The sequence below is a fragment of the Micromonospora zingiberis genome, from assembly GCF_004331455.1.
GTDB classification, from domain to species: Bacteria; Actinomycetota; Actinomycetes; order Mycobacteriales; family Micromonosporaceae; genus Micromonospora; species Micromonospora zingiberis.
This window is the reverse complement of record NZ_SJJR01000002.1, coordinates 419,492-434,633: the sequence shown is the minus strand read 5'-3', so window position 1 is coordinate 434,633 and position 15,142 is coordinate 419,492. Positions and strand designations below refer to the sequence as shown.

Sequence of the window (15,142 nt, the reverse complement as noted above, 5' to 3'; positions counted from 1 at the left end):
CGGTCAGGCTTGATCCCTGCGCGGGTGGGCTCCCCCGGAAAACCTGACCTGCGTGGGCGCCGTCGGCGGGCGAGATCAGGGTCTGGAGGTGTCTGCTGGCGTCGGTCGGTGGGGGCGGGTGTTGCCGTCCGTGGTCGGGGCCTGCGCGTCGGGGTCGGGCTACGCGGGTTGAGGGGTGACCCGCCGACAACTGTCGAATTCCGGGGCGGCATTGTGCATGCTGCGACAGTGGGAATCCACAGTGCGGGTGGAGGGGTGTCGTGGCTACCTTTCAGTGCTCCTCGTGCGGCCGGGAGATCAAGCCGGCGGTCCGCTGTCCGCGCTGCGGTGCACACCAGCCACAGTGGGCCGAGCACCTGGCGGAGATCGAGCGGTCCATCGCGGAGATGAAGGCCCGCGAGGCCGCCATCGCCAGCGAACAACGGCAGCTCGCCTCCAAGATGCAGGCCGCGATCTTCCAGCGGGACACCCTCGCGCACGCCGGTAACGCCGGTGAGGGGCGGAGCAAGCAGACCGCCCGGCCCCGTCGGGTGTTGCGCCGTCGACCGCCGCACCAATCGCCGGGCAACGGCACCGCCCCACCGGTACGGAGCACGCCCGCCGACAGCGCTCCACCGCCACCACCACGGGTGCCCCGGCAGAGCCCCACCGGCGGTGCCGAGGACCCACCACCGGCCCGGCCGGTCTGGCTGGACGCCGACGATCCCGAGCACCCGCCCGAGGCGTCCTCGCGGGAGGTGCAGAACATCCCCCTCGGCCTCGGCGCGCTGCTGCTCGGTGTGGCCGCGGTGGTCTTCGCCGTGGTCGCGACCAGTTCGATGGACGCGCTGGCCCGCCTCGGCATCCTGCTGCTCGCCACCGTACTCATGCTGCTCGCCCCGCCCGTGCTGACCAGGCGCGGGCTGACCTCCACCGCCGAGACCATCGCCGCGGTGGGGCTGCTGCTGGTGCCACTCGCCGGGTACGCGCTGTGGTCGGTGGACCGGATCGGCAACGGCCCCGCCTCCGGCGCGGTCTTCGCCGGGGTGATCTTCGCGGTCACCGCTGCCGTCTCCGTCGGGTACGCCGGATTCACCCGCCTACGTGCCCCCCGCTTCGCCACCGTGCTGGCCGCCCAGCCGGTGGTGCCACTGTTGGCGTACGACCGGATCAGCGGCCCCGCCGGCTGGGCCCTGGTGCTGACCGTGGTGGCGGTGCTCGACCTCTGGCTGGCCCGCTCACCGGTCACCGTGGAGCGGGCCCCCGTCGACGGGTCGACAAGCACCGCACCCGGTCGGCCGGGCACCCCCCGCCAACGACAGGCCGAGGGGCGACCCGAGGGTGCGCCGGAGGAGGCCGGTGAGCTGCTCGACCCCACCGCCGGCACGCCGGCCAGCCCGCCCGTCCGGCCGGTGCCGGGGCTCCGGGAGCTGACCTGGTCGCTGCACGGCGTCGCCGTCGTGGTCGCCCTCGGGTACGCGGTGACCGCCCTGCTGCGTACCGACACGGTGCCCGGTGCCATCGGTGTCGGTCTGGTGCTGCTGCTCGCCGCCGCCGTCTGTCTGGCCGGCACCCTGCTGCTGCGCCGCCCGCCGCTACCGGACATCGGTGCCGGTGTGCTCACCCTCGCCGTCATCGGCGCCCTCGGCCGGATCGCCTCGGTGGCGCTGCCCGGCCGGTCGCTGCTGCTGATCGCGGCCGTCATCGCGGTCACCGGCCTGGCGGTGCGCGCGGTACCGGAGTCCGCACGCCGTGGGCCGCAGCTGGCCTCCGCGGTGGCGCTCACGGTCAGCGGGGTGGTGGTCGCCGGCAGCGCCCTACGCGCCGGGATCGCCCCCGTCCAGGCCGCGCTGCCGGCCTGGGCGGCGGACCTCGACCGCTATCCGGCCGAGTTGGCCGCCGCCGTCGGACCGGCCGCCTGGCAGCTCGCCGCCAGCGCCTTCCTGCTGACCGTGGCGGCGGTGCTGGCCCTACCCTCGGAGATCCGCCGCGAGTTCGCGGTGACCGGCGCCGCACTGACCGCCCTTGCCGTACCGGCCTCGTTCGGGTTGACCTGGGCGATGGCGCCGTGGCCGATGGTGCTGACCGCGATCGGGATCGGGGCGATCGGGTTGTCCGCCCGTACCACCCGGGCCGCACTCGCGCACGCGGTGGCCGCCGCCAGCGTCGGTCTGGTCGGCGCCGGTGCGGCGTTGGCCCGGCCCGCGTTGACCGCCGCTGTGCTCCTCACCCTCGTCCTGGCCGGCGTGCTGATCGCCGCCGCCCCCCGGATCAGGCTCGCCCCGGCTGCCGCCGACGACGTCTCGGCCTGGGCAGCCGGTGGTGCGGCATTCGCCCTGCCCGGAGCGGTGGCCGCGTTCGTCGCCGCCATGCTGCCCGGCGAGCCGGCGCTGACTCCGGCGAGCCTGCGCGAGGCGACCGTGCCGGTACTGGCGGCCAGTTTCCTCGCCGTCTGCGTCACGCTCGGCTACGCCGCGGTCGTCCAGGTGTCCCAACGGCACATCCCGGTGCCGTTGTCGGTGGGCACCGGCCTCGGCGCGTTGGTGGTGGCCGCCGCGGGATTCGGCGCGCCGGGCGCCACCGTGGCCGACGCCTGGGTCGGCGCGCTGCTGCTGGTCTCCGCCGTACTCCTCTTCCTGGCCCCGTCGATCGACGCCGGACGCCGCTCCGACCTGGCGATGGACGGCTCCGACCTGGCCGCCGCGGCGGTGACCGCGGCCCTCGTCGCGACCCTGCTGCGGATCGGCACCGTGCTCGCCCCCGGTGGACAACTCGCCGTCGCCGCCGCGCTGCTGCTGGTGGTCGCCGTCGCCGCACGGGCGATGCCCGAGCAGTGGCGACGCGGGCCGGTGCTCGGGCTCGCCGTCGGTGGCGTACTGATCGGTCTGCTGGCCGGCTGGATGGCGCTGCGCGGCGGCGTGGGCGTCCTGGCGACCCCCGGCCCGTTCTGGAACGGTGACCTCAGCGGTTGGCCGGCCGCGCCGACCGGCGGCACCACCTGGCAGGGCCCGATCGCGCTGGTCCTGCTCGCGCTCGCCGCCGCCATCCTGCTGCCGCCGCCCTGGCGCTACGACGTGTCCGGCGCGGCGGTGGTCCTGGCCACCATCGGTGCGCCGGCCGCGTTCGGCCTGTCGTGGTGGTCGCCGGTCCTGATCGGCGGCATGGTCGCCGCCATCTTCGGCATGGCCGCCGCCGCCTCCGTCGACCCCCGGGCCGCGCTGTCCAGGATCACGGTCGCCGGGGTGGTCGCCCTGCACGCGGCCGGCGCCGGCCTGGTCCGCCCGTGGACGACCGCACTGGCGCTGGGCAGCATCGTGTTGATCGGCACGGTGGTGGCGGCGCTGGCCCGGTCCATCGCCGGCTCGCTGGTGGAGGACATCCAGACCGAGGGCATGCCGCCGCACCTGGCGCAGATCGGCGGTGCGGCCGTGGGCGCGGCGGTGCTGGCGCTGCCCGGCACCACCGCCGCGCTGGCCGCCGAGTTCGGCCACGCTCCCCAGGCGATCCTCACCGCCGGCCTGGCCGCCACGAGCCTCGGCCTGGCCATGATCGCCGGAGTTCGCCGGCAGGTTCCGCAGTACCTGCCCTGGGCGAGCGCCGGGGTGGTCGGCGGTGCGGTGGTGACCGCGCTGGCCGCCGTACCCCTGCATCTGCCGGTCGGTGTCTACGCCGCCGCGGCGGCCCTGCTCGGGGTGCTCGCCGAACTGGTGCGGGGGGCCACCGAGCCGCCGGCTGACCCCACCCAGCCGGTCGGCCGCTGGTCGGTGCTGCTGGACGGGGCGTTACGGCGGCTGCCCGACGACGGTGCGCGGCGTCGATGGCGGGTGAGTCCGGCTGCGGGGGCGCTGGCCGCTGCCGCCCTGCCGACCGTCCTGGCGCTGGTCTCCATCGCTCCGGCGCTGCTGGCCGCCCTGGTCGACCCGATTCGTACGCTCGGCGGGGTCTGGCAGGGGCCGCCGCCGGAGCTGCTCGATCCGCCGCCCGCGGCGGTCAACCCGACGCACGTGCTGACCGCGCTGCTGCTCACCGTGACGGCGGCACTGGCGGCCACCGGATTCAGTGCGGGCCGCCGTTCCCGGGCGGTGCCGGTGGTGCTGCCCGGTGCCGCGGTGACCCTGTTGATCGCCCCGATCGCGCTGGGCAGCGGCTGGCCGACGAGCACCCGCTCGGCGCTTGTGGTGTTCACCATCTCGATGCTGGGGCTGGCGCTGACGCCACCGCCGTCCATCGAGGAGCGGGCCCGGTCGTTGCGGCTGGCCCGGGTGCTGGTCTTCATGATCGGCCTGGCGGCCGGCGGAGCGGGCCTGGCCGGCAGCCTGGCCGCTCGGGACCTGACCCTGCTCAGCCTCGGCGGCGCGGTCGGGGTCGGCGTGCTCGCCGCGCTGTTCGGCACCACCTCGCGGGCACGCATCCTCGGCTGGCTGTTCGCCTCGCTGATGGCGCAACTGTTCGTGCTCACCGCCGGCCTGGTTGCCGGGCTCGCGGCAGTGTGGTCCGCCTTCGGGGTGCTGGCGGTCGGCGCCGCGTTGCAGGTGTTCGCCGCCAGGCTGCCCCGGCTGCGCCGCCCCGAGGCGCAACGTGAGGCCGCGACGGTGGAATGGAGCGGCCACGCCGCCGCACTGATCGCGCTGGCCCTGGCCTACGACTCGCCCCGGCACATCGCCGCACTGTTGGCCGCCTGGGGTGCGGTGCTCGGCATCGCGGCAGTGCGGCCGGGGCGTCGGCCGATGGAGCGGCGGATCCTGTTCTGGGCGGTGGTGATCTGTGAGATCACCGCCTGGTGGATCCTGATGTGGGTCACCGACGTGGCGTTGCCCGAGGCGTACACGCTGCCGTTCGCCGCGCTGGCGTTGCTGGTCGGCGTCCTGGAGTTGCGGCAGCGCCCGGACCTGAGCAGTTGGGTGGCGTACGGGCCGGCGCTGGTGGCCGCCTTCGTACCGACGTTGGCGATCGTGCTGGCCACGGATTCGAGCACCCTACGTCAGGTGCTGCTGCTGCTCGGCGCGGTCGCCGTCCTGGTGTTCGGGTCGATGAGCCAGCAGCAGGCCCCGGTGATCGTCGGCGCGGTGGTGACCGCCATCGCGGCGGTGCACGCCCTGTTCAGCCTCGGTCCGTGGCTGGCGTTGATCCCGGTCGGCTTCCTGCTGCTGGTCCTCGGCGCCAGCAACGAACGTCGGCGCCGCGCCCAGGAACGCCTCCAGACCGCTCTGCGCGGTATGCGGTGACCGGTCCGGACCGCGTCGCGCCCCGGTGACCACCGGCCGGCGTCACCGTGCGGTGCGTACGTCGAGGATGTACCTCGCGGTGTGCGCGACGACCGGGTCGGCGTCCTGTGCCAGCGCGGCGAGGGCACGGGACGCCCTGGTCCCGGGGATGTCCGCGAGCGCCTCGGTCAGCCGTCGCCGGGCGGACGGTTCACCGGTGTGGTCGAGGCGGTCGACGAGCCCGGCGGCGATGTGATCCGCCGACGCGGGATCGCCCGCCAACGCGGCCAACGCATCGGCTGCGTCGACGTCGTTCGCCTCCGCGACGACCATGTCGATGAGCGTCGGAGCCGCCTCGGCCACGCCACGCGCCCCGAGCGCCAGCGCCGCATACCGACGGACCACGATGTCGGTGTTCACGAGGGCGTTCCGCAACAGGGCCGTCGCGCCACCACCGGGGATCTCGGCGATGGACTCGACGGCACGTTTGCGCACCTCGACCTCGGGTGCGTCGAGGCCCTCCGCCAGCAGCGCCAGTCCGGCGTCGCCCGACTGGGCCAACGCCCAGCGAAGGGCTCCGGCGACGTTCGGGTCCGATTCGTTGAGCGCTGCCTCGACCAGTGCCTCCACCGGCAGCGGTGCCTCTCGTCCTGAGGACAGGGCCGCGCGCTGGCGCTTGCCAGCGTTCTCCGAGCCGAGCGCCTGAAGCAGCGCCACGATCTGGAGCACGTCCGCCCAGTCGGCGGGTTCGGCGGCACCGATGCGACGCAGTCGGGTGAGCAGGTCCGTCTCCGCCGCGATGCGTTGCCGCGTCTGCCGGATGAGGTCGTCGACGAGCGCGGCGGGTGCGAAACCGGGGTCGTCGAGAGCCCGCCCGACCTCCCGCAGCGAGAGCCCCAGGGACCGCAGGCTCTCGATATGGAAGATCCGCCGGATGTCCTCGCCGGAGTACTCCCGGTAGCCGGCCCCGGTACGGTCCGTCGGCCGCAGCAGGCCGAGCGAGTCGTAGTGCCGGAGCATCCGGGCACTGACCCCGGACCGCCGGGCCACCTCACCGATCAACACTGCTGGTCACCCCTCCTGACGGGTCGGGCCGAGGGCCACGACGCGCTTCGCCTCCTCGATCGCGAACTCGAATTCGGCGTCCGGGTCACGCCACAGCCGTTGCGTGGCGATCGCGTGTTGGCGTACGCGCGGGTCGAGAGCCGTCGTCGCGGCGTCCAGGGGCGGCCTGCTCACCTCACCGAGGGCGATCAGCGCCCGGCTCAGGCTCAACTGCGTCGCACGGTCGCCCCGCCCGAGCTGGGTCGCCAGCACGCCGGCCAACTCGGGTCGCGCGTCTTCGGGCACGAGTACGACGGCAGCCCGCCAGGCGCTCCGCGCCACCTCGTCGTCGGCGTCGGTGAGCAGCGCCCTGGTGATCGCGGGCCACGCCCGCCGGTCCCCGATCTTGGACAGCGTGTGCAACGCCTGGCTCCGGGCCTGCGTACGCTCCGAGGACAGCGCCTCGATCAGCCCGGGGACCGTCACCGACGCCGGGTGACGGGTGATCGCCCAGGTGAGCATCTCGCGCACCTGGAACTCCGGCTCGACCGCGCATCGTTCGATGAGCGCGTCGACGAACCGCGGGTCCGGAGTCGTACCGACCGCCAGCGCCACCCGCAGCCGCACCGACGAATCACCGGCCGCCAGCCCCGCGTGCACCCGACCCACATCCGGCCTCTGTCCCGGCATGTCCACCACCATCACCCCCGAGCACAGCGAACCCCTTCTCACCGTGTCAAGGTCAAGCCCCACCCACCAATCCCACCCACAAAATCAAAGAACCCGGCGACAGCCCCACCCACCCACCAGCCCACCAGCCCCACAGCCGCATCACCCCCACGGCTGAGGACGCGACGTGAACAAACGCCGAGCCGACACCCGACGCCCCCACACGACGGGGCTGGGGGGCGACCGTGCCCGGCGCAGGGATCAAGCCTGACCGCCCGGAGCCGGGCACGGTCGCCCCCCAGCCCTCAACCGCAACCACCGTCGCCACCCAGCCAGACAGCCCTCAACCGCAACCACCGCCGCCAGCCGCTCAGCCCCAACCCGCTAGGACAACGAAGCCCGCAGCGCGGCATCCTTCTCGGCAACCAACTGCTCCAGATCGGCCTGGTAAGCCGACATCCGCTCGGCCAGCCCAGGAACGGCCGTGCCCAGGATGCGGACGGCGAGCAGCCCGGCGTTGCGCGCGTTGCCGATGGAGACCGTGGCCACCGGTACGCCGGCCGGCATCTGCACGATGGAGAGCAGCGAATCCATGCCGTCGAGGTGCTTCAGCGGCACCGGTACGCCGATCACCGGCAGCGGGGTGACCGAGGCGACCATGCCGGGCAGGGCGGCGGCACCACCCGCGCCGGCGATGATCACCTTGAGGCCCCGTCCGGCGGCGGCCCGGCCGTAGTCGATCATCTTGACCGGGGTGCGGTGGGCGGAGACGACCTCGACCTCGTACGACACCTCGAACTCGTCGAGCACCTCGGCGGCGGCCTTCATGGTCGGCCAGTCCGAGTCGCTGCCCATGATCACACCGACGGTGCTCACGCTGTTCCCTCCGTACCGTCGCGTAGCCAACGCATCGCCCGCGCGGCGCGGGAGCGTACCTCGTCCAGGTCGTCGCCGAGCACCGTGACGTGCCCGATCTTGCGGCCGGGGCGGACCTGCTTGCCGTACAGGTGCACCCGGGCGGACGGCACAGCGGCGAAGAGGTGGTGCAGCCGTTCGTCGATCGGCATGCCGCCCGGCGCACCGCCGAGCACGTTCGCCATCACGACCACCGGCGCGGCCAGCGAGGTGTCGCCCATCGGGTAGTCCAGCACCGCCCGCAGGTGCTGCTCGAACTGCGAGGTGCGGGCGCCTTCGATGGTCCAGTGCCCGGAGTTGTGCGGCCGCATCGCCAGTTCGTTGACCAGGAGCCGGCTGCCGCCGGGCGCCGAGTCGTCGGCCACCTCGAACAGCTCCACCGCCAGCAGCCCTACCACGCCGAGCGCGGTGGCCAGGTCGATGGCGAGTTGCTGGGCGGCCACCGCCAGTTCCTCCGGCAGGCCGGGTGCGGGCGCCAGCACCTCGACACAGATCCCGTCACGCTGCACCGTCTCCACCACCGGGTAGACGGCGACCTGCCCGAACGGGGAGCGGGCCACCTGCACGGCCAGTTCACGGCGCAGCGGCACCCGCTCCTCGACGATCAGCTTCGTGCCACCGGTGAGCAGCGTCTCCGCCAGCTCGGTGGCGTGCGCGGCATCGGTGACCGGCCAGACGCCGCGCCCGTCGTAGCCGCCGCGCGCCGCCTTGACCATCACCGGCCAGCCCACCTCGTCGCCGAAGGCCACCAGGTCGGTCGGCGACTCGACGGGCCGCCAGGCCGGGTTCGGTGCCGCCAGGCCGTCGAGCCGCTCCCGCATCACCCGCTTGTCCTGCGCGTGCACCAGGGCGTCCGCCGGTGGGAACAGCTTCACCCCCTCGGCGGCGAGCGCGCGGATGTGCTCGGTCGGGACGTGCTCGTGGTCGAAGGTGACCACGTCACAGCCCTTGGCGAAGGTACGCAGCGCGGCCAGGTCGGTGTGGTCGCCGTACTGGACGTCGGCGGCGACCAGGGCCGCGCCGTCGTCCGGCGTGAGGGCGAGCACGCGCAGTGACTGGCCGAGGGAGATCGCGGCCTGGTGGGTCATCCGGGCCAGTTGGCCACCGCCCACCATGCCGACAACCGGCAGACCGGTACGGGAATCCATAGCGCCGCCAGCCTATCGGGGGCAGCCCGGCCAGCCTCCGGCGGATCCGGCTCAGCCCAGCTGCGCCACCAGGTCCTCGACGGTGCTCACCGGCCGCTGGCAGACGAAGCCCCGGCAGACGTACGCGGCGGGCCCGCCGTCGAGCAGCGGTCGACCGGCCAGCAACGGCACTCCCGGCTGGTCCGGGTGACCGGCCACGATCACCGCACCGGGCGGAGCGTGCCGGTACGCCGCCGCGACCAGCGGATCGTTGGCCGGATCGGGGGTGGCCACGGCGATCTCGTACGGCCCGGAGAGCAGCGCCTCGCCCACCGTCGCCGCGTACCCGGTGAACCTCGCGTGCCGCCCGACGATCGGCGCGACGGTGGACAGGGCCGCCTCGGCGACCTCCCGGTAGCGGTTCTCCCCGGTCAACGCCGAGTACGCCACCAGCGCCGCGGCGATCGCGGACCGTCCCGAGGGGGTGGCGTTGTCGGTCGGGTCGGCCGGCCGGGTCACCAGTTGCTCCGCATCGTCGGCCGTGTCGTAGAACGCCCCGCCCGGCGCCGCGAAGTGCGCCAGCGCGGTGTCGAGCAGCTGCCCGGCCAGTTCCAGCCAGCGCCCCTCGCCGGTGAGCTGGTGCATGGCGCAGAACGCCTCGGCCACGCAGCCGTAGTCCTCCAATACCCCGGCTGGCTCGCCGACCCGGCCGTCGCGGGAGGCGCGGCGCAGCCGGCCGTCGACCACGTGCACCCGGGCCAGGTACTCGGCGGTGTCCCGCAGCGCGCCGTCGGCGACGATGACGACCCCCTCCAGCAGGTTCGCCTCCCCCTCGCTGCCGACCCGACCGGCGGTCTCGAACAGCCGGACGAACTCGGCGAGCGCGGTGACGGCCAGGCCGTTCCACGCGGCCACCACCTTGTCGTCGCGGGCCGGCTGGGGACGGGTGTCGCGGGCGGCGAGCAGTCGACCCACCACGTCCCGCCAGCGGCCACGAACCTCCGCGTCGGCGTCGTCGACGTCCCGGGCCAGCCGCAGCACGCTGCTGCCCTTCTCGAAGGTGCCGGCCTCGGTGACGTCGAACAGGTCGGCGGCCCACCGGCCGTCCTCCTCGCCCAGCACCTCGACCAGCTCAGCCGGGGTCCAGACGTAGGTGAGCCCCTCGACGCCCTCGGTGTCGGCGTCCAGCGCGGAGGCGAAGCCCTGCCCGGGCCGGTGCAGTTCGTCGGCGAGGAACCGGGCGATGTCCCGGGCCACCCGCAGCGCCAGCGCGTCGCCGGTGAGCCGCCACAGCTGGGTGTAGACCCGCAGCAGCAGGGCGTTGTCGTAGAGCATCTTCTCGAAGTGCGGCACGGTCCAGTGCGCGTCCACGGAGTAGCGGGCGAAGCCACCGGCGAGTTGGTCGTGGAGACCGCCCCGGGCCATCGCCTCGCTGGTGTGCCGGACGATCTCCAGGCTCCGCGCCGAGCCGGTGCGCTGGTGGTGACGCAGCAGGAAGAGCAGGTTCAGGTGCGGCGGGAACTTCGGTGCGCCGCCGAAGCCGCCGTTCGTCTCGTCGTACTCGCTGGCCAGTTGGGCGGCCGCAGCGTCGAGCAGGTCGGCGGTGAGCGGGGCGGTGGGGCCGCCGACGGCCTGGGCGCCGCCGATCGCCTCGACCACCGCGGCGCCCTGACGCAGTACGGCGTCGCGCTGCTCCTGCCAGGCGGTGCTGACCGACTGGAGCAGCCGGACGAAGTTCGGCCGGGGGAAGTACGTCCCACAGAAGAACGGGGTGCCGTCGGGGGTCGCGAAGACCGTCATCGGCCAGCCACCCTGGCCGGTCATCGCCTGGGTGGCGGTCATGTAGACGGCGTCGACGTCGGGCCGCTCCTCACGGTCCACCTTGATCGAGACGAAGCCCTCGTTCAACAGCTTGCCGACGGCCTCGTCCTCGAACGACTCGTGCGCCATCACGTGACACCAATGACAACTCGAATACCCAACCGAGATCAACACCGGCACGTCGCGCCGTTTCGCCTCGGCGAACGCCTCGTCGCACCACGGCCACCAGTCCACCGGATTGTCCGCATGCTGCAACAGATAAGGGCTGGTGGCGTCCGCGAGTCGGTTCACCCGTCGACCATAACCACCCACCCACCCCCCAACCCCCCACACCCCACCCCACCCCTTATCGCGTTGATCAAGAAGTTTGCGTCTGCTGGAGCGCTCTCCGAGACCAAAAGCTCTTGATCAACGCGGTGGAGAAGGGGCAGGTCAGGATGCGCCGTCGGCGCGGAGCGGGAGGACGTTGGTGGGGGCCTGGCGGGTCAGGGAGTTGAGCACGGCGCCGATCTTGTCGGCGGGCATCGGCTTGAAGAAGTGGTAGCCCTGGGCGGCGGTGCAGCCCAGCTCGGCCAGGGCCGAGCGTTGGGCGGCGGTCTCCACCCCTTCGGCCACCACCCGCAGGCCCAGCTCGTGGGCCAGCCCCACGGTGGTCCGCACGATCGCCGCCGCCTCCGGCGAATCCGCCATCCGCAACACGAAGGAACGGTCGACCTTCAGCTCGTCGACCGCGACCCGGGCGAGGAAACTGAGCGAGGAGAAGCCGGTGCCGAAGTCGTCGACCGCCAGTTGCACGCCCATCGACCGCAGCGTGCTGAGCACCTGGTCGATGACTTCCAGTTCGCTCATCACCACCGTCTCGGTGATCTCCAGGACCAGCCGGTCGGCCGGCACCTGATGCCGGCGCAACGCCTCACCGATCTCGGTGGGCAACCGGTGGTCCAGGAGGCTGCGCGCGGAGAGGTTGACCGAGATGGGGATGTCCAGCCCTTCCCGGGCCCAACCGGCGGCGACCGTCAGCGCCTTGTCCAGCACATACCGGGTGAAGCTGCCGAGTTGGTCGCTGTTCTCCACCGGCCGGATGAAGTCGGCGGGCCCGAGCAGTCCCCGGCGCGGATGCCGCCACCGGATCAACGCCTCCACCCCGGTCGGTGCTCCGGTGGTCAGGTCCACGGCGGGCTGCAACACCAGGACCAGTTGATCGTCGGTCTGCAACGCCTCGCGCAACTCGGCGAGCAGGGCCAACTGGTCCGTGCTGGCCGCATCCCGCGTGCTGTCGTACGTGGCCACACTGCCGCCGCCCGACTTGGCCTGGTACATCGCGATGTCGGCCCGGCGCAGCAGCTCGGTCAGGTCGGCGGTGCCGGCCGGGGCCACCACCACTCCGACGGAGACCTCGACGGACATCCGCACCCCGGCCACCTCGGCCGGTGCCGCCAGCCGCTCGGCGATCTCCCGCGCCTGACGTAGCGCGTACGCCATCGGGGCGGTGTGGTCCCCCCGCACCGGAACCGACGTCATCATCAGCGCGAACTCGTCACCGCCGAGCCGGGCCAGCAGGTCACCGGAGCGGGTCAGCGTGCCGAGCCGGTTGGCGGTCAGCCGCAACAACTGGTCGCCAGCGGCGTGCCCGAGCGTGTCGTTGACCTCTTTGAACTGGTCGACATCCAGCAGCAGCAGGGCGACGGGATGGTCGTGGGCAAGCTGCCGCAGCGCCTGGTCACCCTGGCTGAGCAGGGCGGACCGGTTGACCAGACCGGTCAACGGGTCGTGCACCGCCTCGTACGACGAGCGGGCGGTGACCAGTCGCAGTTCCCGGTGCGTCGCCGCGTCGTGCAGCGCGGCGGCCAGGGCGTCGGCATAGGCGGCGAGCGCGTCCAGTTCCCGGCCGGTGGGCGGGGCCGTACGGGGTAGGCGCACCCGCAGCCGTCCCACCCGCGCGTCGCCCACCGACAGGTCGCGGACCAGCTCGTCCTGGTCCGGCGCGTCGTCTCCGGGTGGCGGTATCTCCCGGTCGATCACCTGCCCGCCGGGGTCGCCCCGGTAACGCCGCCACCGCCCGTCGGCCCGGGCCACCTCCACGTCGACGATTTCCGCCTCGAACACCGCCAGGGCGCCGGTGACGCCGGCCATCGCCACCCCGCGCTCGTCGAGCTGGTTGAACGCGGCGGTGGCCTCGGCGAACGACCGCCAGGTCCGCCGTTCGCGATCGTCGCGCAGCCGCTGTCGGTAGGTCTGCTGGAGCAGCCAGAGCAGCACCGGCAGCAGCAACAGCCACCGGAGGTCGATCTCGATGAGCACCACGACGAGTACGCCGACCACCAGGTTGCCGACGAACATCAGCAGCTTGCCGCGCAGCGCGGCGAGCAGCGGGCGACCGATCGGCATGCCGTGGCGCAGCGCCAGCATGACCCCACCCAGCGCCACGCTGGCCAGCAGATAGGCGGCTGCCCCGGCGGTGACCGCGAGCACGAGCGACGGCGTCGGGGTGGCCAGCAGCGGCTGGCCGAGCGCGGTGGTGACGGCCACCGCCAGCGCCACGGCTGCGGTCTGCACCCCCGCGATGCGGGCGATCTCCGACGTCGTCCGGCCCTCGTCGACGACGGACATCACGGTCCAGGCCAGTGCGACGCCGAGCAGGGCTGCGGCCGGTAGCCAACCGGGCGGTACCAGGTGGAGGCAGACGACCAGGGCCGCCTCGGCCCAGGTGACGCTGACCATGCCGGCGGCGGCCCGGAACCGCAACCGGGCCAGCTGCGACAGGGCGAACGCGGCCACCGCGATGCCGAACCGGGCCGGCCCGCCGAGCGGGTCGTCGACCGGCAGCCGCACCGGCAGGCCCAGCCCGACGACGGCGGCGACCAGAGCGGTGCCCAGCACGGCGGCGGTGAGCAGGTGCACCCCGAGTGGCGTCCGACGGCCTGCGGGCCGATCGATCGAATGACCGGCCCGGCCGGAGGTCACCGACCTCCTCCTGCCAGCCGGCAGCAGGACGCGTGAGGGGCACGAACGACTGCCATGGTCATCGGCGCCCCCTCCCGCACACAGCTTGGGGACTTCTGGTCCCCCCGGGCGAAGGCTAAGCCAATCCCGGTGGTCGCAACAGGGGGCGACCATCCGGTTCGGCGTGAATCATGCCCCGGTCAGGTGTCCCGGCGCTGCTGGTGCCGGTTGGCAGCGTCCGTGGATGAATCCGCCGTGACGGTCTCATCTGTCGGATCACTGACCGCCCGGGCCATCTCGTCCCGCCCGGCCTCGGACTCCTGGGCGGGAAACCGGTCGGGCAGTCGGCGCAGCCGGGCGTTCATGTTGCGGATCAACAGCACGGTCGCGGTGCCCAGGACCAGGATGAGGAACAGGCCCATCGGGCCGGCCAGACCGCCCGTCCGCGTGTCCCCGAAGTTGTTCTGGGCGAGCACCTGGGCAGCGGTCAGCATGGGGTTCCTCCGGAGTGCGATGTCCGACCAGGGTAGCCGGCCGCCGGCTCAGCGGGCATGGCTCGTCGCCCGTACGCCGGCGAACAGGTCGGACTCGGGCAGCGGACTGTCGACCAACGACCGGACCAGTTCGAAGTCCTCCGTCGGCCAGGCCCGCTGTTGCAGATCCATCGGCACCTGGAACCAGAAGCCGTCCGGGTCGACCTGGGTGGCGTGGGCGCGTAGCGCGTCGTCCCGGACCGTGAAGTACTCGGCGCACTCCACCCGGGTGGTGATCCGGGGACCCTTGTCGGGGCGGTCGTCCCAGCGGGTCAGCCACTCCGCGTACGGGGACTCGGCCCCGGTGGCCAGGATGGCCTCGTGCAGCGCCAGGATCTTGCCCTTGGAGAACCCGATGTCGTAGTAGAGCTTCAGTGGCTGCCACGGCTCGCCCAGCTCGGGGTAGCGCTCCGCGTCGCCGGCGGCCTCGAAGGCCGCCACGCTGACCTTGTGGCACATGATGTGGTCGGGGTGCGGGTAGCCCCCCTCCTCGTCGTACGTGGTGACCACGTGCGGCCGGAACTCGCGCATCAGGCGCACCAGCGGGCCGGCGGCCACCGCGACGTCCTGGAGGGCGAAGCAGCCCTCGGGCAGCGGGGGCAGCGGATCACCCTCGGGCAGGCCGGAGTCGACGAAGCCCAGCCACGCCTGCTCCACGCCGAGGATGGCCCGTGCCGCGTCCATCTCGGCCCGGCGGATCTCGGCGATGTTCGCCCACACCTCCGGCCGGTCGAGCTTGGGGTTGAGCACGCTGCCACGCTCGCCACCGGTACACGTCACGACCAGCACGTCCACACCCTCGGCGACGTACTTCGCCGTGGTCGCGGCGCCCTTGCTCGATTCGTCGTCGGGATGTGCGTGGACGGCCATGAGTCGAAGTTGCTCTGCCAACGTCGGCGCTCCTCGT

At 73.2% G+C, this 15,142-nt stretch carries 9 protein-coding genes; 1 reads left to right on the top strand and 8 read right to left on the bottom strand.

Features of this window, described 5'->3' with window-relative positions; translation table 11 throughout:
• Positions 1-260 precede the first annotated feature (260 nt).
• Positions 261-5,204, top strand: a complete 4,944-nt coding sequence (locus E0H26_RS04985) for an SCO7613 C-terminal domain-containing membrane protein (protein ID WP_131301270.1) — start codon at positions 261-263, stop codon at positions 5,202-5,204.
• 42 nt (positions 5,205-5,246) lie between these two features.
• Here the strand turns inward: E0H26_RS04985 and E0H26_RS04980 are convergent, their stop codons facing one another.
• From E0H26_RS04980 to mca, 8 genes are all read right to left on the bottom strand, one after another.
• Positions 5,247-6,248: a HEAT repeat domain-containing protein gene (locus tag E0H26_RS04980; RefSeq protein WP_131301268.1), complete on the bottom strand. Its 1,002-nt coding sequence runs from the start codon at positions 6,246-6,248 to the stop codon at positions 5,247-5,249.
• 6 nt (positions 6,249-6,254) lie between these two features.
• Positions 6,255-6,917, bottom strand: a complete 663-nt coding sequence (locus E0H26_RS04975) for a HEAT repeat domain-containing protein (protein ID WP_131301265.1) — start codon at positions 6,915-6,917, stop codon at positions 6,255-6,257.
• Between the two features lie 363 nt (positions 6,918-7,280).
• Positions 7,281-7,772 (bottom strand): 5-(carboxyamino)imidazole ribonucleotide mutase, encoded by a 492-nt coding sequence (gene purE, locus E0H26_RS04970; RefSeq protein WP_131301263.1) that lies wholly within the window; start codon positions 7,770-7,772, stop codon positions 7,281-7,283.
• Positions 7,769-8,959, bottom strand: coding sequence for a 5-(carboxyamino)imidazole ribonucleotide synthase (locus E0H26_RS04965; protein WP_131301261.1), 1,191 nt, complete (start codon positions 8,957-8,959; stop codon positions 7,769-7,771). The genes purE and E0H26_RS04965 overlap by 4 nt, the downstream gene beginning before the upstream one ends.
• A gap of 51 nt (positions 8,960-9,010) precedes the next feature.
• Positions 9,011-11,050 carry a thioredoxin domain-containing protein gene (locus tag E0H26_RS04960; RefSeq protein WP_131301259.1) on the bottom strand — a complete coding sequence of 680 codons (2,040 nt, stop codon included), beginning with the start codon at positions 11,048-11,050 and terminating at the stop codon, positions 9,011-9,013.
• Positions 11,051-11,191: 141 nt separating this feature from the next.
• A complete protein-coding gene (locus E0H26_RS04955) occupies positions 11,192-13,639 on the bottom strand; it encodes a putative bifunctional diguanylate cyclase/phosphodiesterase (RefSeq protein WP_420812788.1) in 2,448 nt (815 codons plus the stop codon).
• A gap of 263 nt (positions 13,640-13,902) precedes the next feature.
• Positions 13,903-14,196 carry a hypothetical protein gene (locus E0H26_RS04950; RefSeq protein WP_131301257.1) on the bottom strand — a complete coding sequence of 98 codons (294 nt, stop codon included), beginning with the start codon at positions 14,194-14,196 and terminating at the stop codon, positions 13,903-13,905.
• A gap of 48 nt (positions 14,197-14,244) precedes the next feature.
• Positions 14,245-15,126 (bottom strand): mycothiol conjugate amidase Mca, encoded by an 882-nt coding sequence (mca, locus tag E0H26_RS04945; RefSeq protein ID WP_131301255.1) that lies wholly within the window; start codon positions 15,124-15,126, stop codon positions 14,245-14,247.
• Positions 15,127-15,142: the final 16 nt, after the last annotated feature.

Bases quoted from the DNA above. Each gene is read 5' to 3' on its own strand.
- E0H26_RS04950 (WP_131301257.1), bottom strand. From the start codon at position 14,196: ATGCTGACCGCTGCCCAGGTGCTCGCCCAGAACAACTTCGGGGACACG.
- E0H26_RS04965 (WP_131301261.1), bottom strand. From the start codon at position 8,959: ATGGATTCCCGTACCGGTCTGCCGGTTGTCGGCATGGTGGGCGGTGGC.
- E0H26_RS04975 (WP_131301265.1), bottom strand. From the start codon at position 6,917: ATGCCGGGACAGAGGCCGGATGTGGGTCGGGTGCACGCGGGGCTGGCG.